This window comes from Blautia sp. Marseille-P3087, assembly GCF_900120195.1.
Classification (GTDB): domain Bacteria; phylum Bacillota; class Clostridia; order Lachnospirales; family Lachnospiraceae; genus Blautia_A.
This window is the reverse complement of record NZ_LT635539.1, coordinates 2870993-2891936: the sequence shown is the minus strand read 5'-3', so window position 1 is coordinate 2891936 and position 20944 is coordinate 2870993. Positions and strand designations below refer to the sequence as shown.

At 43.5% G+C, this 20944-nt stretch carries 17 protein-coding genes and 1 tRNA gene; 5 read left to right on the top strand and 13 right to left on the bottom strand.

Going from position 1 to position 20944, the window contains the following annotated elements:
* The first annotated feature begins 28 nt into the window (after nucleotides 1-28).
* Nucleotides 29-112: transfer RNA gene (locus BQ7344_RS13780), tRNA-Leu, on the top strand.
* Between the two features lie 612 nt (nucleotides 113-724).
* On the opposite strand, the gene BQ7344_RS13775 is transcribed toward BQ7344_RS13780, so the two are convergent.
* The 5 genes from BQ7344_RS13775 to BQ7344_RS13755 are packed head-to-tail and all read right to left on the bottom strand — an operon-like array spanning nucleotide 725 to nucleotide 6466.
* Nucleotides 725-2128, bottom strand: a complete 1404-nt coding sequence (locus BQ7344_RS13775; RefSeq protein WP_072523004.1) for an ArnT family glycosyltransferase — start codon at nucleotides 2126-2128, stop codon at nucleotides 725-727.
* Nucleotides 2129-2148: 20 nt separating this feature from the next.
* Nucleotides 2149-3276: a dTDP-4-amino-4,6-dideoxygalactose transaminase gene (rffA, locus tag BQ7344_RS13770; protein WP_072523003.1), complete on the bottom strand. Its 1128-nt coding sequence runs from the start codon at nucleotides 3274-3276 to the stop codon at nucleotides 2149-2151.
* Between the two features lie 9 nt (nucleotides 3277-3285).
* Nucleotides 3286-4569, bottom strand: a complete 1284-nt coding sequence (locus tag BQ7344_RS13765) for an ATP-grasp domain-containing protein (protein WP_072523002.1) — start codon at nucleotides 4567-4569, stop codon at nucleotides 3286-3288.
* Nucleotides 4566-5534, bottom strand: a complete 969-nt coding sequence (locus BQ7344_RS13760; protein WP_072523001.1) for a hypothetical protein — start codon at nucleotides 5532-5534, stop codon at nucleotides 4566-4568. The genes BQ7344_RS13765 and BQ7344_RS13760 overlap by 4 nt, the downstream gene beginning before the upstream one ends.
* A complete protein-coding gene (locus tag BQ7344_RS13755) occupies nucleotides 5534-6466 on the bottom strand; it encodes a glycosyltransferase family 2 protein (RefSeq protein WP_072523000.1) in 933 nt (310 codons plus the stop codon). The genes BQ7344_RS13760 and BQ7344_RS13755 overlap by 1 nt, the downstream gene beginning before the upstream one ends.
* A 157-nt stretch (nucleotides 6467-6623) precedes the next feature.
* Here BQ7344_RS13755 and BQ7344_RS13750 point away from each other — a divergent pair, with 157 nt between their 5' ends.
* On the top strand, nucleotides 6624-6974 hold the full coding sequence (locus BQ7344_RS13750; RefSeq protein ID WP_072522999.1) for an EamA family transporter: 351 nt from the start codon (nucleotides 6624-6626) through the stop codon (nucleotides 6972-6974).
* The gene (locus BQ7344_RS13745) at nucleotides 6967-7305 is read left to right on the top strand and encodes an EamA family transporter (RefSeq protein WP_072522998.1); all 339 of its coding nucleotides are present in this window, start codon (nucleotides 6967-6969) and stop codon (nucleotides 7303-7305) included. Before BQ7344_RS13750 ends, BQ7344_RS13745 begins: the two co-directional genes overlap by 8 nt.
* Before the next feature lie 119 nt (nucleotides 7306-7424).
* On the opposite strand, the gene BQ7344_RS13740 is transcribed toward BQ7344_RS13745, so the two are convergent.
* The 8 genes from BQ7344_RS13740 to BQ7344_RS13705 form a co-directional block, all read right to left on the bottom strand.
* Nucleotides 7425-8036: a zinc ribbon domain-containing protein gene (locus BQ7344_RS13740; RefSeq protein ID WP_072522997.1), complete on the bottom strand. Its 612-nt coding sequence runs from the start codon at nucleotides 8034-8036 to the stop codon at nucleotides 7425-7427.
* Between the two features lie 48 nt (nucleotides 8037-8084).
* On the bottom strand, nucleotides 8085-9512 hold the full coding sequence (gene clpX / locus BQ7344_RS13735; RefSeq protein WP_072522996.1) for an ATP-dependent Clp protease ATP-binding subunit ClpX: 1428 nt from the start codon (nucleotides 9510-9512) through the stop codon (nucleotides 8085-8087).
* Between the two features lie 144 nt (nucleotides 9513-9656).
* Nucleotides 9657-11159 carry a S1C family serine protease gene (locus BQ7344_RS13730; RefSeq protein WP_072522995.1) on the bottom strand — a complete coding sequence of 501 codons (1503 nt, stop codon included), beginning with the start codon at nucleotides 11157-11159 and terminating at the stop codon, nucleotides 9657-9659.
* Nucleotides 11160-11262: 103 nt separating this feature from the next.
* A complete protein-coding gene (locus BQ7344_RS13725; RefSeq protein WP_072522994.1) occupies nucleotides 11263-12183 on the bottom strand; it encodes a glycosyltransferase family 2 protein in 921 nt (306 codons plus the stop codon).
* Between the two features lie 135 nt (nucleotides 12184-12318).
* Nucleotides 12319-13884, bottom strand: a complete 1566-nt coding sequence (locus BQ7344_RS13720) for an LCP family glycopolymer transferase (RefSeq protein WP_072522993.1) — start codon at nucleotides 13882-13884, stop codon at nucleotides 12319-12321.
* Between the two features lie 18 nt (nucleotides 13885-13902).
* A complete protein-coding gene (locus BQ7344_RS13715) occupies nucleotides 13903-15306 on the bottom strand; it encodes an undecaprenyl-phosphate glucose phosphotransferase (RefSeq protein ID WP_072522992.1) in 1404 nt (467 codons plus the stop codon).
* A 154-nt stretch (nucleotides 15307-15460) separates the two neighbouring features.
* On the bottom strand, nucleotides 15461-16414 hold the full coding sequence (locus tag BQ7344_RS13710; protein ID WP_072522991.1) for a glycosyltransferase family 2 protein: 954 nt from the start codon (nucleotides 16412-16414) through the stop codon (nucleotides 15461-15463).
* 1 nt (nucleotide 16415) lies between these two features.
* The gene (locus BQ7344_RS13705) at nucleotides 16416-18287 is read right to left on the bottom strand and encodes a glycosyltransferase family 2 protein (RefSeq protein ID WP_072522990.1); all 1872 of its coding nucleotides are present in this window, start codon (nucleotides 18285-18287) and stop codon (nucleotides 16416-16418) included.
* Between the two features lie 177 nt (nucleotides 18288-18464).
* Between BQ7344_RS13705 and BQ7344_RS13700 the strand changes: the two genes are divergently transcribed.
* Both BQ7344_RS13700 and BQ7344_RS13695 read left to right on the top strand, forming a co-directional pair.
* Nucleotides 18465-19511, top strand: a complete 1047-nt coding sequence (locus BQ7344_RS13700) for an acyltransferase family protein (protein WP_072522989.1) — start codon at nucleotides 18465-18467, stop codon at nucleotides 19509-19511.
* Nucleotides 19512-19641: 130 nt separating this feature from the next.
* Entirely contained in the window at nucleotides 19642-20895 is a 1254-nt protein-coding gene (locus BQ7344_RS13695) for a D-alanyl-D-alanine carboxypeptidase family protein (RefSeq protein ID WP_072522988.1), read from the top strand.
* The last annotated feature ends 49 nt before the right edge of the window (nucleotides 20896-20944 follow it).

The following is a 20944-nucleotide window of genomic DNA, read 5'->3' as shown; positions in this document are numbered from 1 at the left end:
GACGAGAGCGACTGATTCATAATGAAATGCAGGAGTGGCGGAATTGGCAGACGCGCAGGCTTCAGGTGCCTGTGGTCGCAAGATCGTGTGGGTTCAAGTCCCATCTCCTGCATTATTTTTTTATCTTAAAACAAAAAGCGTAAAATAAAGGATATGCTCTGATATAACAGATACCCGGTCCGGTAACAGCTTCGGAATTTGGAAACACTATGGCTATTCTCAGTCTGTTAAAACCATGAACCAAAAGCACATAACTCGCTATCGCTCAGACAATGTGCTTTTGTTCCATAACACAGCCTGCGAATAACCTAAGTGTTACCATAAATTCCTCCAGAGGTTACCGGACCGGGTATCTTTATATTCAGAGCTTTTCTTTAGTTTTACATGTGGGCACCGCTCACGCTCCGCGCTATCCCGTATAAAGTCCGGTGTGGGATATCTGGAAACCTCAGAAAAATTCCCGGCAGGTATCATCTGGTATCGGCTCGCTTGAGGAACTTCGTGAAGGTATCTGGTTGTACAGGTTTTGCGTTGATGCAGAAAATGCTGCTGTCTGAGCGCCAGCGAGTTCTGCATTTTCTGTATCGCTTTTAGCAAAGTTCTGTACACCATGATATCTTAGAAGTTCCGATTTGAGCCAGTATCAGATGATACCTGCCGGAAATTTCCTTCTGATTTTCTTATTATATCCCCACACCGGGAATCCTTTATCAATCTCTTCCTCTCACATTCCTGCTATAAATGCCCGTATACTGAATGGTACATCTCTGTACTCCGGCCAGATCACAGCAAAGAACACAAACAGCGCCAGCACCATCAGTGCCACGCAGATGGCCGCATATACACCTTTTCGTACTTTTTCATTCTTAACCGTCACATCAAAGAGGTTTCCATATCCCATCACCATAAAATAAGTCATCGGGATCAGCATCGGCAAACTGTAACGTCCCTGCGGCTGGTAGTCAGATGCGTAAGAATAGTACGCATTCAAAATATTCGGGATGATCATTGCGATTAACATGAACCAATTAAACATCCCCTTCACGCTCCACTGCTTCTTTACGCGAAGCGCAAATGTCTTAACCGGATGCAGGAAGATAAGCAGAAATCCTGCTTTAATAAAGTCCATATAATTGTTGATCAGCCACTTCGGCATGAACACATTCATATTTCCGAATCTTCCCACAAAGCTTTCACTGACAAGTTCCACCCACGAAAATCCTTCGGATTTCGGGAATCCCTGATTCAGCATATCCCATAAGGTATAACCTGCCATCTGTGGTGTCTGTTTCTCAGATGGTTTATAAGCCGGTTTTGCATACTTCTCGGCACAAATAGAAGAAGCATTCATGCCAAGGAAATCCCCGTCATAGAGGATAGCATTTCGTACAAACCACCATGCCGCCAGGATCATAACAATTACGCAGACCAGAAGTCCTTTTTTTGCAAAATCTCCGTAATTCCCTTTCTGTTTTGCTTCCATAAACAGTGTTATGCCAAAGAAAAAAATACTGCATAAAATAAATCCATATGCATTATAATAAGACAGCGTACACACTGCCACACCAATTGCCAGAATGATACAGTTCTTATATGTCCAGCCTTCCGTGAGATAACGCACCCACGCATAAACGATCACTGCTGTGGAAAATACCGCCAGTGCATCGCAGTTGACATAAGTAAATACAAACAACGAACCTGGAAGCAGACCGACAAATGCTGCAAAAATCCATGCTTTTCTGCGGTCAAACAGGCGCTTTCCCATATCCAGGGCCAGCCATACCGTACCAAGTCCCAGAAGAATATTGACAAAACGTGCCGCCATAAGAAGCGCAAACGGTACTGTTGTTATGAAGCTTACCAGTTTCATAAACACTGCCGCGATCATATAGTCCAGAATCGGAGAAAATGCATATGAAATTCCCCATACGATATTTCGGACTGCAGGATCATCCCCTACCGGAAGACTTCCATGCTCATAAATATAATATGCAATCTGATAACGCATCGGTTCATCCGGTCCGGCGCCATTTGGCTGAACCCTCGCCCACATCAGATAAAATACCAGAAGAAACAGGAAAAACAAAATTTCTACTACCGTTTCTGTACTGATTTTTTTATGTTTCAATACCCTTTCCTCCACTGCACTCAAAATTCAAACTGATGGATCTTTTCTGCAATATAATCCACATTTTCCATAGAAAGATCATAAAACATCGGAAGTCTCAGAAGACGTTCACTCTCTTTTGTCGTGTATACATCTTCCCCGCAGAATCTTCCAAACTTTTCTCCTGCCGGAGAACTGTGGAGCGGAACATAATGAAATGCCGGTGCAATGCCGTTTTCACGAAGATATGCGATCAGTCTGGTACGGGTAGCCAAATCCTTTACCTTAATATAATACATATGGGCATTATGCGCACAGCCATCCGGTACAAATGGACGATCAAGTTTGCCCTGTGCCTCCAGATCTGCCAGTCTCTCATGATAGCCGTCATAAACCTGATGACGTTTCCGGTTGATCTTGTCACATTCTTCCAGCTGGGCATACAGGTATGCTGCATTCATCTCACTTGGAAGATAGGACGAACCATAATCGATCCAACGGTACTTGTCTACCTGACCACGAAAAAACTTGCTTCTGTCCGTACCCTTTTCCCTGAGGACTTCTGCCTTTTCCTGATATTCATTTTTCTGGAAAACAAGTGCACCGCCCTCACCCATCGTGAAGTTTTTGGTTTCGTGGAAACTGTAACATCCAAAATCACCGATCGTTCCCAGAGCTTTTCCATGATAATAGGCATCTACACCCTGCGCAGCATCTTCTACAACTTTCAGATTGTATTTCTGTGCAATTTCCATAATCTTATTCATCTCACATGCAACACCGGCATAGTGAACCGGAACAATTGCCCTGGTTTTGTCGGTAATTGCCTGTTCAATAAGATTCTCATCAATATTCATCGTATCCGGTCTGATATCCACAAATACGATTTTTGCACCACGGAGCACAAAAGCATCCGCCGTCGAAACAAAGGTATAAGACGGCATGATCACTTCGTCTCCCGGCTGGATATTGCTCAAAAAAGCGGCCATTTCCAGCGCATGTGTACAGGATGTTGTCAGAAATACCTGATTGACATCAAAACGTTTCTTCATCCATTCAGAACACAGCTTTGTGTATTTGCCATCACCGCAGAGCATTCCCTGGGCAACAGCATCCTGAATATAATTTAATTCTTTTCCGACAAGTGCCGGTCTGTTAAAATCGATCATCTGTCTCCTCTACTCTTCTGTTATAAAATAATCCGGTATCTGGTTTCGATATGCGATCTCCTGCCCGTCCGGATCAGTCATGCTCATCTTGTCAAAGAAATATTCGGTAACCTCATCCAGCTTTTCTCTGCTCTCTGTTTCCATATAATACAGTGCCAGATACGGATTTGGTCCATATTCTACCACAGTCTCACCTGTCTTATAAAAGATCCACGGTTTGACCACAGCTTCGTTTCCGGCAAGCTCATATGCCTTTGTCTGATCGGCAATCTTGCGAAGTTTTCCATGAAAATATACAACTGCCCCATGATGCAGCGGATGAAAAACATCATGTCCGGCAAACATCTCTGATATTTTTTCCTTCTGATATACACCAGCCAGCAGGAGTTCTTCTATATTAAAGCCATAGACCATATCGGTCAGTTCATGTTCATATCCAAAAAATCTTGCTGCGATCTCGCAGACCTGAATACCTTTACCCGGCTTCCAGAAAAACTGCATAGAAAGAGGTCCGTCCATCTGTCCGGTATGTGCAATGTAAGACTGTAACAAGTCCTTTGCCGGCTCATACACATGAGAAAGAAGGCGGGATGGATAGACATTTCGCGTACTGATCGGAAGCATGTCTGCCTCCGGCTGCGTCTTCTCTCTGTCCGCAATACTGATCACATTCACTTTGCCATCAGAAACCCAGGTCATCATATTAAACTCAAATCCATCGTTGTATTCTTCTACCAATACCTCGTCCAGATCTGTAAATTCTGCGGTACGTATAACCTGCTCTGCCAGTTCACTTTCATCGTGGATAATATAGATTCCTCTTGATCCATATTTGTCCATCGGCTTACTGATCAGCGGATAAGAAAGGGAGTGAACCAGCTGTTTTATTTTATCCGGTTCGCAGGACAGACTTACCTGTATTTTCACATAGCCCGGTGTCGGAAGCCCAAGCTTCGAGAGTGTCTGACGGCACACGGATTTGTCGCGGTACCACGGAATCTGCTCTGGTTTCAGATAACACGGAAGATCTGCCTTCGCCGCGATTTTGACCATGCATTCCATCAAAAGGTCAGAAAATGAAGTAATGATCCCATCGACCCTTTCTTTCTTACAGAGTTCTGCAATTGCATCTGTATCTGTTACCGGCAAAACATACGATGCATCAGCATATGCCCTCGCTTCTCCTTCCGAATAGCCATCACAGACAATCGTATAATATCCTCTTTGTTTTGCTTTCTGTACAAGCTGTACAAATTCTCCAAGCGTTCCCAGAATCAATAATCTGTGGTTCATTCTGCGGATGCCTCCCATTCTCTGATCCTTGCTGCTATATATCTCATTTCCTCTTCACCGTAGCGCTGATCGCACGGCAGAGGAAGTATCTCTGCTGTCCACTGGTATTCCAGTGAATCTTCACTGCACTGCTCAAATATGTTTTTCCAGTATGTCGGCACAAAAATTTTGTGTCCCGCCAGACATCTGCGAAGCGCCATCCCATTCTTATGATAATACGGATATGCAAATGGACCTTCCGGAATCACACGGTTAAATACAGAATCTGACGGAAGCAGTTCTGCCAGCAGCGCATAATTCGCTTCTCTCTGCTTTTTGCCTTTCTCATAATCAATGGCTTTCAGAAGGTTACTCGTCAACCTTGACATCTTTCGGATCTCCATGCCCTCATAACCAGCTGCATTGTCAAGCATTGCCTGATAATATTTTCCTGCATTTTCTTCGTAACGCCCCAGAATGTGACTCATACGTCCACCGGATCTGTCCTCCGGCTTCTCCCCGGATAAAGCAATATCCGTTGATACATATGCCCCATCACTGACGCCCCAGAATTTCCGACAGGAATACAGGGTATCCACTCCCTTAAGCGGTTTCTGAAAAAATGAATGTGTATGATCCACGATCACATTGCCATAAACTTTCTGACAGTACAGGATTTTTTCGTCTGTAAGCTGACCATAATAACTGACCAGATAGAGGCATTCCTCTGCCGGAAGTTCCCTTTCTTCCAGAAGAATGTTTAAATCCGCATCAAGATGGTAGAATTCCACTTCAATATCATGATCTCTGCAGATATCAATGACTGACTGGCAAAGAAATACCGGAAGATATATCTTCTTATACTGATGCGACTCAAGAAGCCACAACAATGCAGTTCTTCCGAGATTTACTTTATACAGATCCGGATAATACTCTTCTCCCGCCATTTCCTCCAGCTCAAAATAACCGCCGATTTCTTTTTTCATCAGTCTGTGTCCTCCCGACGAATCACGTAGTGAGGCATCTTTTTCGCCTCATTTAAAATATTCATCAGATAAATTCCCATAATTCCGATCGACAACAAAATCAGTCCAAAAAAAGCGAGCATTACCAGCATTAAGGAGGTCCAGCCTTCTACCGAAATTCCAAAAGCAAAATATCGGATCAGAAAATAAACTGCCATCACCATACTCACCAGAAAACTTACGATTCCGATATTTCGAACCATAAGAAGCGGAAATGCAGTGTGTGCGGTAATATCATAGATCAGATCCTTAAGAAGTCTCTTGAAGGAGTAGCCGCTCTTTCCGTAAGCTCTGGCGGCATGCTGTACCGGCACATTGATAATACGGTTCGAGGTCAGCACCAGAAGGTTGCCGATCTGCGGCAGATATGTATTTGTCTTTACCATCGCATCTACAAGGAATCGGCGGATCAAGCGGTAACTGGTAATCTGAAGATTCGGATCCTTACCAAGCATTTTGGATGTCGCCCACACAGAAAACTTCGTGCCGAGTCTGCGAATAAATCCATGCTTTCTGCCTTCATAACTTGCAATGATCGCGTCCACATCATCACGTTCTCTCATCACATTAACCATCTTCGGCAGTTCCTCTGGCTGATGCTGCAGATCATCGTCCATTGTTACAACAAAATCTCCACGGACATGCGCAAAGCCGCACAGGAGTGCAGGATGCTGGCCGAAGTTTCTTGCCATCTGTATAATTCTGACTCTCTGATCTTTGTTTCGAAGCTCTCTCATTACTTCGAAAGAACGGTCTTTCGATCCGTCATCAACAAGAATCAGCTCAAAATCTTCTTTTATGACCTCCCGGAAAACCTTTTCCAGCCGGCGGTAAAGTTCCTCAAGTGTATGTTCTGAATTGTACACAGGAACCACAACGGAATACAAACTCATATGTTTCCCTCGTTCTTTCTAATTTAGCATTCTTTTTTATCATATCATTTTCGATATGTCTTGTAAAGCAATCAAAAAATTCCTGTCGATTCCTATTTTAAATCCATGGTATTTGTTGTACAATGTCAGAAAACCATTTATATTTTTCGGAGGAACCATGAAAAATTTCCGTAATTATCTACAGCTTCATTTAAACATCCTGCTGTTTTCACTGACAAGCGTTTTTTCGAAGCTTGCATCCATCCAGTATAACCGAAACGGGCTGCATGCACCGCTTCTCTATGTATTTCTTTTTCTTATGATCGCCAACTGCGGCATTTATGCAATTGCCTGGCAGCAGGTCATCAAGAAATTTTCCCTGTCGACTGCCTATGCCAACAAAAGCGTTTACCTTCTGTGGTCGCAGATCTGGGCAGTGATCATCTTTCACGAGCAGCTTTCTCCACAGAATATTCTCGGAATCCTGATCGTATTATTTGGAGTATGGACGGTGCAGCGTTATGAATAGAACATTTCTTTTTATCATGCTGGGAGGAACTTTTTTCTCTGCGATCTCCCAGATTCTTTTAAAGCAGAGTGCAAACATCCAATACAGTAATCCCCTTCGGGAATACCTGAACTGGCGTGTCATTTTAGCGTATTTTCTTTTTTTCGGTATTCTCCTTCTGAATACCTGGTGTTACACAAAAGTCGATATGCGCTACGGTCCGGTCATTGATACCGCCGCCTATGTATTTGTCCTGCTGCTCTCAAAGGTAATCCTGAAAGAAAAAATCACCCGGGGTAAATTTATCGGCAATCTGATCATCATTGCCGGAATCATTGTTTATACACTGTAATTGATTCTAGCAATTACCTGAAAACAAAATATCTTATGGATAGAAACGGACAGATGAGAACCTTTCCCATCTGTCCGTTTCTATCTGTGCAGTTTATGCTGCCCTGCTGTCTGCTCTGTTTATTCTTCTGTCGTTGCTTCTTCTGTAGCTTCTTTCGCTTTTTCTTCCGCTTCAGCTTCTGTAATTTCCTCTCCAGCTTCGTCTGCTGTCGGTTCTTCGGTAACCTCTGCAGTATCTGCTGCTTCTGTGTCTTCCTCTGTCTCTGCTACTTCTTTTGCGGCTTCTTCCGACTTTTTTTCTTCCTCTACCTCCTCAGCAGTGCCCTCGATCACATCACCGGCATCCTCTTCATCTTCCTGTGTCGGACATGCCGCACCACAGAATTTGCAGAATGCAGCATTCTTCTCAACTTCTTTACCGCAGGATGGGCAGATTCGTCTGGTTCTGATCTTCAGATCGTTGATATCTGTACGTAACTGTTCGATCTGTTCCATACGCTGATCGATCTGCTCGCAGAGTGCTTTCTGTGCATCGTCCACAGGTACTTCTTCTTTGTAATGCCGGTACACGATTTTGCCCAGATCTGCCATGATCTTATCAATCTGACGTTCTTCTGCGGAAATCCTATTTTTAAGACGCTGTGTCTCATAAGCATCCTCTGCACGTCCGCTTAATTCTTTTGCAGTTTTTGAAAGTGCCTGTCCAAGATTACCCAAAAAATCCTTTGCCATAATACATTTCCTCTCTTTCTTGATCCATGTGAAATCTATGTTGCAAAATTACTTTCCACTTTCGAGAAGCGGTACTTCCTGTCCGCGAAGCAGAATCTTCGGTCCGCCGTTTCCCTCAATATAACCTCTGGTAATTACTACCTCACCTATATTGTCATCCTTCGGAATCTCATACATGATATCCAGCATATATTCCTCAAGGATTGCGCGAAGCGCTCTGGCTCCGGTGTGTTTCTCCATTGCTTTTGCAGCGATTGCGCGAAGTGCATCCTCCTCAAATTCCAGCTTGACTTCGTCCAGTGCCAGAAGCTTCTGATACTGTTTAAGGATCGCATTTCGCGGCTCGCGCAGAATCTGCACCATCATATCTTCCGTAAGACCATTCATTGTAAATATAATCGGAAGTCGTCCGATAAATTCCGGAATCATACCAAAATTTCGAAGATCGTCCACAGTAACCTTCTCAAGAAGATTCGGATCATCATCGTATTTATCTTTCAGATCTGCGTAAAATCCTATCGATGCCTGTTTGTTCAGACGCTCTTTGATGATATTCTCAAGATCCGGAAAAGCACCTCCACAGATAAACAAAATATTTCTTGTATTCACTGTAGTCAGCGGAACCATTGCATTTTTGCTGTTGGCCCCAATCGGCACCTCGACATCACTGCCTTCAAGGAGTTTCAGCATCCCCTGCTGGACCGCCTCACCGCTGACATCTCTCTGATTCGTATTTTTCTTCTTCGCGATCTTATCGATTTCATCAATAAAAATAATTCCATGCTCGGCCTTCTCGACGTCATTATCTGCAGCCGCAAGGAGCTTCGAAACAACGCTCTCAATATCATCACCGATATAGCCTGCCTCTGTAAGGGATGTCGCATCTGCAATCGCAAGCGGTACATCCAGCAGTTTCGCCAGCGTCTTAACCAGATAAGTCTTGCCACATCCGGTCGGTCCGATCATCAGCATATTGGATTTCTCGATTGCGATCTCATCCATTGTATCGGTCGCAACACGTTTATAATGATTATAAACGGCAACAGACATAACCTTTTTCGCATGCTCCTGTCCTATCACATATTCATCAAGTGTTGCCTTGATCTTGTGTGGTGCAGGAATTTTTTTCAGATCGAGGACCGGAGCTTTCTTTTCACTTTTTTTCTTCTTTGGTTTTGGCTGCTGTCCCATCTGGTTCTGGAAGCTGCTCAGATCGATCATACTGATATTCGGCATGTTAAACAGATCACCATAATTAAAATTACCACTCTGCATCTGTGTATTCATGCTGTCGAAACTTCTCTGCATACAGTCCGGACATATATGTATATTATTCGGAAGATCGATCATCTTTCCTGCCTGACGCTCGGAACGGTGACAGAGGGTACAGAACTTCTCCGGTTCATAATCATCGGTCTGATCGTCTGTATCCTGATTTTCTTCCTCTATGATTTCATCATTGTATTTATCTGTCATATAAACTCCTTTCATTTACGGCGCTTCGCAACTGCTCTCATATGCAAAACGCACAGGCTAATGGCTCCTGTCCCGGCCCATTTGCCTATGCGTTCATTATAACATAACCTATCACACTGTAAACTAAAGTTTTTATAAATTCGATCAGCCTGTGTAATCTGAACGGTTTCCAAGTGTCACGTAAATTGTTTTCTGTACATATTCTCCGTTATCCGCTCTGGAAACAATAACATCCACTGATTCACCGGCTTCATAATAAGCCAGTTTATTTTCCAGATCTTCTCTGCCACTTACTGTCTGTCCGTCAAAGCTTACAATAATATCGCCCTTCTGAATACCAGCCTCGTCTGCTGCAGAATCTTTATCGACACGGATCACAAAGGCACCTTCAGGCATATCATACATCTGGATTGCTTCCATTGAAAGATCTGCAGAAGTAATTCCAAGATATGCTGCCTTTGAATCATCCTCTACTTTATCCCTTGTCTGACGGTTCATAAGGTCTTCCAGTATCGGCTGTGCTTTAGAGATTGGAATCGCATAACCCATACCTTCCACCGCACTGTCGGCATACTTCGCAGAATTGATACCAATCACTTCTCCCTGCATATTAAGAAGTGCACCTCCACTGTTGCCCGGGTTGATCGCTGTATCTGTCTGGATCAGTCCATCACTTGTCGTACCGTCACTTGTCGAAATACTTCTGTTTAAAGCACTGATCCATCCGGATGTTACAGACTGTCCATATCCAAGTGCGTTACCGATCGCAACAACCTGTTCTCCGACTTCCACTGAATCAGAATCCCCAAGCTGCGCAATCTTGATCTGTGATAATGTATCCTCCGGAATGTCTGATTTCTGTACGGCAACTACCGCCAGATCATTTTTTTCATCTGTACCTTTTATCTTCGCACTGACAGCATCCTCCACATTGACATCGCCATCACTCTCTGAGGACATGTCCACAGTCTCTGCCTCTGCATTGACTACATCACTTCCGGCAAAACATACACTGAGTGTCGTCGCACCGTCTACAACGTGATTATTTGTTGCAATCAGAAGTTCATCATCATTTTCGCCTACAATGATACCAGAACCACTGCCTTCGCTGGAATACTGCTGTGTACTTCCATATCCAAATCCAAATGCACGGAAATAATTCGGAATCTCCTGTATACTGACAGATGTAATTGCAACAACGGTCGGCATTGCTGCTTTCGCCACATCGGAAACGCTTCCTGTCTGAGCCTGAGTACTCTGTTCCGCATCAGCAGTGCTGTCTTTGGAAGCATCTGCACTATCTGGAGCTGCATCATCTGATGATGCACTCACGGCAAGCCCTGCTGTCTCTATCTGTGGTTCTGTCTCATCTGTCGTTGTAAACACATAGCGGTCTGCTAAAAAATTCACGCCCTGAAACACAACTCCTGCAACCAGTCCAAAAACTACCGCAAGGGAAATTGTTGAAGCCAGTTTCTTACCTCTGCTTTTCTTTTTACGTTTCTTTCTCTCCGGTTCATGCCCTGTTTCATTCACATATATCTGATGCATATTGTAATGTTCATATCTCGGCGGTTCCCCGAACCGTTCAGTATCTCTATCATTCTGCGGAGCATTTCCCGAATTCCATTTTTCTTCGTCGTTCATGCTGTGCTCCTTTCTGTTTTCTTCTTATTTCTTATCATGAAAACAGTGTATCAGTCAATTGTGTTGAAAGTGTGACAACTCCTTTAAAAAAGCGTGTTTCCGCTCATTTCCAGTAATTCGGACTCATCGTACACCACAAAACAAATTTTTTCGGCAGTCTACGGAAGTTTTTTCCTGCCAGATATCCTGCATACTTACCTGCGCACTGCATAACAAAGCCCGGTATCAACCATATTTTTCCTGACCGAACGAGATGGGAAAGTGTTTTTTTAACAAGGCGCATGCCTTCCCCTTCGGACGGTACTCCTTCGAATATTTCAGGATGCTCCGCCTGTGACACACCGAGATCAAAATTCCTGTGGAACTGCTGCATACAATTATAATTATGAGAATGTATTACTTTTGCTTCTGCTGCATAGGCAATTCCATATCCAGCCTGGATCAGTCCTCCCGCATAGATCATATCCTCATTAAAAATAGTACGGCGTACAAAGCCCCCCTGTTTCTGATAAATATCTTTTTTGTATGCGGCACAGACGTTGGAACAGAAAAAAGTTTTAATTCCGTATTGGTCCATATCTTTTTTTGTCTTAACTACGGATCTGTCCGGATAATTAAATGCTCTTGTATACCGCTCCACAAAGCTGCACTCCGCATTCGGAAGCTGTCTTGCATAAGCTGCTGCAATATTTTCGTCCTGCTCAAGTGCTTTCAGAAGCTCTGCAAGCAGCTCCCGGTCCGCCGGCATGGCATCCTGTGTCATAAATATCATCACATCCGCATCTGAAAGTTCCGCTGCCTGCGCTCTCGTACCACCATGGTCAAACTCCGATTTTGCAAGATGATGAATTTCCATTACATCAGATAATTTTTCCCATTCTTTATTCCACATGGATTCCTCTGTATTCATTACAATGATCCTGTGGATCGGAACAGACTGTTTTTCCAGTCTTTTGATAAGTGTGGCAAATTCCTTTCCCGGATGATAGGCCGGAATGATCACATCCACTGTTTTGTTTTCCATAGTATCTCCTTATCGGCATTTCACATACCTGATATTTATTATATCCTTATGGATGTATGGTAACAGAAGAAGGGAACTTCTTCAACAAGAAATTCCCTTCTGATCTTTATCTTATATTGTTATATGTTACTGCACTTATGCAGCATCCGCTCCGGCAGATGCACTCTGATCATAAGCTTCTACAGCATCACTTGCATCTCCACCGGCATCAATGTCACCACCGCCGACATCTTCTCCGCCGCCGATATCACCACCGGACGTATCTCCTCCAGACATATCTCCTCCAGACGTATCTCCTCCGGACGTATCTCCTCCAGACATATCTCCTCCGGACGTATCTCCTCCGGACGTATCTCCTCCGGACGTATCTCCTCCGGTTGTGTCATCCGGCACATAATCACCGCCAGTAGTATCTCCACCAGTCGTATCGCCGCCGGTAGTATCATCCGGCACATAATTATTATCCCCACCGGTATTATCTCCACTGTTGTCAGGATCGTACTGCTCGCCACTGCCGCTTGTGTCTGTCCATCCGGAACCGTCGTTTTCGAATATAACGCTATCATTTTCTGTGTTCTCTTCACCGATGTTTTTCTGTACATCATCCAGATTACCTGCACCACCGACGATCTCAAGAATCTTTTCACTGTTGGCAGTTACTGTTGCAGATGGTGTATAGTTTGCATCTCCATAGAGGAATTTGTGCAGTTCCTGTACGTTTGATACAAGGTCTGTCGGTACGATAATACTTCCCTTTACATTTGAGAACTTATAGGATGACGGGAAACCGGCCGTCTCATCTATACTGTAACCGATCAGTGTCGGAAGAAGCTGAAGGATATCCTCTTTGCCCAGAGATGTTGTTACCATCGGGAAGACATCGTCCATAATATTAAAGATTTTACTCAATCCGGCATGTTTTGCTTTATAAACGATCATCTGAATAACTTTACGCTGACGTTCTGTACGTCCCATATCAAGACTTGCTGTGTAACGGATACGGCAATAAGATGTTGCCTGTACACCGTTCAGATGATAGTGGTACTGAATCTTTTCCTGATCTTCCGGCTTTTCCGGAAGTTCGATTGGTGTGTAGCTGAGTCCTGTATCTTCGGCTGTCTCTACACAGTAGTTGTTCATATGCACGATCTCTGCATAGGACATATCCATATCCAAACCGCCCAGATCATCAATGATCGTTGCAAGTGCATCGAATTTAACAGTTGCATAATCTGTAATATTCAGGTCGAGGTTGGTATTCAGCATGGTGATTGCCTGTTCCGGACCACCATATGCATATGCTGCATTTGCTTTGGAATAGGTATCATCACCAAGGTTCAGAAGTGTATCACGGTAAATAGATACAAGCCTTACCTCTTTTGTATCATTGTTGACACTCGCAATAATCATGGTATCGCTGTTCTGGTTACCGGAAAACTTCATATTTGCACTTCGGGAATCAATTCCGAACAAAGCATAGGTCGTATAACCGGTCAGATGTGAATCTTCGGAATTAATTGCGTCCTGTACTTCTTCATTGACCTGAATCTTCTCAGTATCAAGTTTCTGTGTATTTGTCTTGTCCATTCGGGACATAAGCTGTCCATATACATACAGACCTCCGATAAACACAAGAAGCACTATGATTTCTACTGCAAAAAGTATCTTTTTGGTTTTGGATCTCTTTTTTGGTCTTGCCATCTTTTCTCCCCTTACTTTTTAGTATGCGTTTTTGTTTACAAATCCTTTAAAGATTGTAAGAAACAGTATCTTTATATCAAAACCGATCGACCAGTTCTCTATATAGTAAAGGTCACAGTCGATTCGTTTTTTGATTGATGTATCACCACGGTAGCCATTCACCTGCGCCCATCCGGTCAGTCCCGGGCGGACCTGATGTTTGACCATGTATCTTGGAATCTCTTCCCGGAATTTTTCGACAAAGAAAGGCCTCTCGGGACGTGGTCCCACCAGACTCATATCGCCCCGCAGAATGTTAAAAAGCTGAGGAAGCTCATCTATACTTGTCCGGCGCATAAATTTACCTATTCCTGTTACACGCGGATCGTTTTTGACTGTCCACGCCTTCTTTTCTTCGGCTTCCGGCTGTACTTCCATGGAGCGGAACTTATACATCCAGAAAGTTTTATTATGAAGTCCTACCCGCTCCTGCCTGTATATCAGAGGTCCCGGAGAAGTCAGTTTGATCAGAATGCACATCACAAGCATAACCGGTGACGAAACGATGATTGCCATGATCGAGCCTACGATATCCATTGCACGTTTCACCATAGAATTAAAGGTATTACTCAGCGGAACATAACGGATATTGATTACCGGAAGCCCCAGAATATCTTCAGTATATGGTTTTGTCGGAATAATTTTATTGTAATCCGGAATAAACTTCGTATGAACGCCTGATTTCTCACACATTGCAACGATTTCTTCCAGACGGTAATATTCACTCAGTCCAAGCGTGATTGCAATCTCATCCAGACGATTCGCCGGTAAGATCACTGACAGATTCGCAATACGGCCGATGACTTTGATTCCATTATAGATTGTTCCTGCCGGAACATTGTCATCCAGAATACCTCTTACAACATATCCCCATTGCGGATTCTGCTGTATCCTGTCGATATATTCTTCAGCCGCGCGGCTGTACCCCACCAGTATCATCTGTTTCTGGTTCAGTCCTTTACGTCGCATATTGCGCAGTATCGAAAAAATGAACAGACGTACAATCCATTCTGCGAAAATATTGATCACGCAGAAAATATAAACGGTCAGTCTGGAGAAGTCCGACTCACCCATCATATAAAGACTAAATACGACTAACAGAAGTCCAAGCACATTTGCCTTGATGATATTTGCAAGAACAAGCCTGCGTCCCTGCATATGCAGTGGCTCATACAGAGTGAAAGCCTGATACAGCAATAAATAGCCCGGAATGATAAATACCAGGGCAAACATATACTGTTCAAAAGCAAGTGCACGGACTGCGGAATAAGCAAAAGGACCGATGAAACGAATCATCCACGCAAGTACATAACATACCGCAATGACGATTGCATCAATCAACATCTGCAGCCGGGTGAAGTTCTTCTGATTGTCCTGAATCACACTCTCCCACCTCAATCCAATTCTTTGTTTTTCACATTTCTGTCCGAAAAATTTTCCCGGACAGCCACGTTTATCTTATACTAGTTACTCTCTAAAATCAACAATATCTTCTGTATATTGTATTAAAATTCCATAAAGTCCTGTAATATCAGCATTATGCCCGAAATCTGCGTACGATATTAATCCACAGTTCCAGCTGAATCTTGCAGTAATTTGGCAGATGTTTCATGCGAAACGGAACTTTTTTATTTTTCATGCTGATTGAAAATCCGTTTTTGATGCCTGCCGCATATTCTTTTCCCATTCCTTTTACCGCGAAAAACAGGAATTTCACAAGAAACCCGGCCACAAGAAACGGAAGATTTAAGATGATCTGTAAAAGTGGCATGTTCTTATAGATCAGATAAATATTGTTTCTGGATGAATATCTTGTCTTAAACTGATTATAGCGTGAACCACTTGTTCCACTGCCGACATGATAAACAATTGCTTTCGGCGCATACCAGTTTTCGTAACCGTAAATTCTTGCACGATAGCCGATATCCGTATCCTCCAGATATGCAAAATGCTCCTCATCAAAGTAACCTATCTTCTCGAGAATTTTTTTGCGGTAGATTGCTGCACCGGCACATGCGGAAAAAATCCTGTCTTCTGTCTCATATGCATGGATATCTTTCCCTCTGCCGCGGGCAAAAGACCATCCCAGTGCACAGTAATAATTGCCGACATCATCCAGTTTGTCGCGATCATGGTACTGCACCATCCGTGCACCACATGAGAATGCATTCTTATGCCGTCTGATTGCAGCAAGCATTTCCTCTACAAAATCCTCTTTTACTTCTGTATCATTATTTAAAAGCAGCACATACGGTGCTTTTGCCGCACGTATCCCTGCATTGACTGCTCCACAGAAGCCGAAATTCTCCGACAGTTCGATCAGATGTACCCACGGATAGTTGGCTGTCACGAAAGAACAGCTTCCGTCTGTAGATCCATTATCTACCAGTATAACTTCAAAATTGTTCAGTGTCTGCCCTTCCAGACTTGCAAGCACGCTGTCCAGAAACGCAATTCCATTAAAATTCGGTATGACCACCGATACTTCCATATTATCTCCTATCCTTACCCTTACTGTCCATTCCCTTCAGAGGACGAAGTGAATAATTCCACTTTGTCAGCGAAAGATTCTTATTGTAATACGGATCACCGTTTTTCAGAATGTCAATCCAGTGTTCTCTCATATACTCGATTTCTTCCTGAAAACGTCGCACCTTCGCCTCACTGTCTTCCGCACCTCTTGTCTTTGATTCCATATGATAAAGCTGTACGTATGGATCATACACGATCAGTCTGCCGGATTTTCTCACCTTCAGACAGAGATCAACATCATTAAAAGCTACTGCAAGCTTCTCTGTAAAACCGCCTGCTTCCTCAAAAGCAGTACGTTTCATCATCATACATGCCGCTGTTACCGCACTCATGTCCTGAATGATCGATGCCTTATGAAGGTAACCGGTACGGTTCGCCGGCATATCAACAAACATATGTCCAGCAATTCCACCGATTCCGATCACACATCCTGCATGCTGGATCGTATTATCCGGATAAAGAAGCTTCACACCGACTGCTCCCACTTCTTCTCTCTGGCACATACCGAGCATCTCTTCTATCCAGTCCGGTGTGATCACCGTAACATCGTTGTTCAGAAACAGCAGATAATCACCTTTTGCATGCTTCACTCCGAAATTGTTGATCGCTGCATAGTTAAATTCTTTCTCCCAGCGAAGCACACGGATCTTCGGATCTTTCTCTATTTCTTTATAATACGCAAAAATTTCCTCTGATACACTGTTATTCTCTATAATAAGTATCTCGTAATTCTCATATGCTGTCTTTTCTCTGATGGAACGAAGACATGCTTCCAGCGATTCCTTCTCATCTTTGTTTGGGATGATAATGGTCACCATCGGGTTACCCTGCACCGGATACTGCACACGGAAAAATCCGAGGTCCGGTGTATGTGTGACAATTCCCTTCTGCCCCGTTCTCTCAAGATGTGCCTCGATAGCGCGTCGTCCTGCTTCGAACGCATACATTTTGCTGGCAGGGTTATCTGCTGTCGATGCTTTGTGCGTTCTCCAGTGATACAAAATCTCTGGCACATGTCCGATCTTTCCAGCTTCTTCTACGCAGCGGAAAATAAAATCATGATCCTGTGCTCCGTCAAACTCCTGCCGGAATCCTCCAACTTTACGTATTATCGACTGTCTTACAACAAAAAAGTGGCAGATATAGTTATTGGAACGCAGAAGGTCAAGGTTAAAATCCGGTTTCAGATGGGGTTGAAAATGCTCATCCAGTTCGGTAGTTACCTTGTCTTCATCTGTATAGACTCCATCTGCATCCGGATTATTTTCCAGATAACGTGCAATCTCATAAAGAGTATTTGGAGCAAGCAGGTCATCATGATCAAGAATTCCTGCATACTCTCCCTGTATCATCTCAAGTGCTGCATTTGTATTTCCTGCAATTCCCAGATTCTGATCCAGTATTTTTACACGGATTCTGCTGTCCTTATTCGCATATTCGTCCAAAACAGCCTGCATTTTCTTATCTTCCGGACTTCCGTTCGCAATGCAGAGTTCCCAGTTACTGTATGTCTGTGCCAGCAGCGAATCAATCATCTGGCGCAAAAAAACTTCCGGTGTACGAAATGCCGGAACAGCCACGCTGATCAGCGGGCTGTAGGAAAACTTGTGTTTTCTCTGTTTTTCCAGTTCTGTATCATCCGGAATATAGGCCTCATACCACGGACCATACGGTACTTCTTCCGGTTCAAAGCGTTCATGAAGACGTACCCAGAATTCCTTCGGACCATAATGTTTGAAATAACGCAATCCCTTACGGATCGTGTACGGATTAAGCTTTTTCAGCATTCGTGCCCACTGGATATGTCCTGTCACTTCTTTGTTTTTGCTCATAATCTGTCTGTATCCTCTGACGCTGCTTTCACCCTGCTTATTCCAGAGTAAAACAGCTTATTTCTCTTATAATAGGATTTATTTTATCATTCCGACCTGTTTTTTGCAAGGGTGGAGTCAATTTCGCTTGCGCTGCCATCACTTTTCTATTATCATTTCTCTGAGAGGAGGCTCTTTATGAAAAGAATTCGATACTTTGATCTGTTAAGATGTATTTCATTTTGCTTCATTATTTTTTATCATATGATATCACAGCTTTACTTTTCCAAATTATTTCCATTAGATAAAATCCTTCCCTTTTATGAAAATGATAATATGAACATCGCCATGCTGGGTGTTGCCGTATTTTTTATTTTATCCGGTGCCGGCCTCGCATACAGTACGGCAGAGAATTTTGATATTCGACGTTTCTATAAAAAAAGATTTATAAGAGTCCTGATTCCATTTTATATAACCTATATTTCCTATTTTATATATAAAGTGATAACGACCGGTTCTTTTACATCCTTTTTCCCGCCGGAAACATCCGCATGGAAAATCATTTTTACATTCTTCGGCATGGATGAATGGATCAGTCAGCACGGAATTCATACGTTTTCCCTTGGCATCGGCGAGTGGTTCCTCGGTGCTCTGCTGCTGTTATATTTACTTTTCCCCCTGCTCCGTTTCCTGATGAAAAAGAACTCCCGTCTCTTTTTTGTCGGTTCCACCTGTATTTATCTGCTTTTGCTGTTTTATTATCCATTCAGTACTCCGGTGCATGTGAATCTGCTGATCAAGGGATATGATTTTATCTTAGGTATGCTGCTTGGCTATACAAAGCATACATTCAGACCTCAGTGGGCGTTTCTTTCCGTTCCTCTGGTTATATTTTTCTTTGTTTCCCCGTTCAGGCTGGGGATACATTACGAATTAAAGGTGGAAATCCTTGCTGTTGCTTTTTGTATTTCCTTCTCATACCTTGAACCGCTCCTTCAGAAAAAGAATCTGAAATTACTGGATTTATTAAGCAATTATTCCTATGAGATTTTTCTCGTACACCACATTGTCATATATGTACTTACACCGGCTTCCATACCATATCTGCGTGGTTCCTGGTCTGTCAGCATTCTTTTTGCTGCTGAACTTGTGTTTATCGCATTTTTTGCTTTCATTCTGAAATGGCTTTCGGGCAGATGCATTGCTTTTCTGTCACGCAGATCTGTGAACAGTAACGTAAAATAACCCCAGCCACAAAAAGCTCGGCTGTTTTGCTTGAATTACCACCCGAAATGGGATATGATAGATTTCGAGAATCACTTACCAAAATTCAATAAGATCAGTTTAAACACATATGAAATGGGAGTACAGATTTATGAAATTTAAAAAGATACATTCAGGTCTGATCGCGCTCGGACTTTGCTGTTCCCTGTTCCTTCAGACACCTGTTCTGGCCGCCGAAGAAACAGCAGATGCAGCATCCGTTTCCGCGATTTCGACAAACGATATAGCCGGATGGCCACAGGGACCGGATATCACATCCACTGCTGCCGTCATCATGGAAGACAGCACCAACACAACACTCTATGCAAAAAACATGGATCAGATTCTTTACCCGGGAGCCACTGTCAAGGTTATGACCACACTACTTGCACTGGAAAACACACAGCTTTCCGATCAGGTCACCATGACTGCAACCGGTGTATCCGGTGTCACAGACGGAGGTGCCAATATCTCCGCGCAGATTGATGAAGTGTTTACCGTAGAGCAGTGTCTGTATGCGATCATGCTCGCATCTGCAAACGATGTTGCCCTTCAGCTCGCCGAGCATATCGGTGGTTCTGTCGATGGTTTCGTTCAAATGATGAATGCCCGTGCAGCAGAGCTTGGCTGTACCAACACTGTATTTACGAATCCAACCGGTCTTCCGGATGAGAACCAGCATACGACAGCACACGATATGGCGCTGATCATGAAAGCTGCTGCTGACAATGAGTCATTCCAGACAATTGCAGGTACTACCTCTTATACAATTCCGGCAACCAATGTTTCCGGCGGAGAACGAGTCCTGACCAACAACTTTTCCATGCTGACCAACACAAATGCTGCTTATTATCAGTATTGTACCGGCGGACGAGAAGGATACACCGAAGCCTCCGGAAGTACACTTGTCTGCAGTGCACAGAAAAACGGTATCACCCTGATTGCAGTTGTCCTTCAGGGAACATCCGGAACCACCGCCACCGAGGCAGCCAGCCTTTTAAATTACGGATTTGATAATTTCAATATGCTTTCCCTCGGGGATAATGATTTCAATATGTTATCCGGTGGGGATGTATATGTACCAGTCGGCACCACTGCCGATGCTCTGACTACCCAGGACGGCGAAGTTCAGGACGGACAGTACAGCCGCCAGTATCTCTTTGGCGGAACAGCTGTCGGAACATCTGTCATGGTAGCCACCCAGGAAGAAGATACTTCTCTTGTCGATGCAAGTGTACAGAATATTGATGCAGCCAAGAATTATACTGAAGGTCGTAACAATCTTCCATACTTTATCATTGGCGGTGTTGGAATCCTGCTTCTTCTCCTGATTCTCCTTCGCATCATTAAAGTTGCAAAGTCCTGATTTGAATATTATCAGTCAGATCTATAAACACACTCTACAATATATAAGA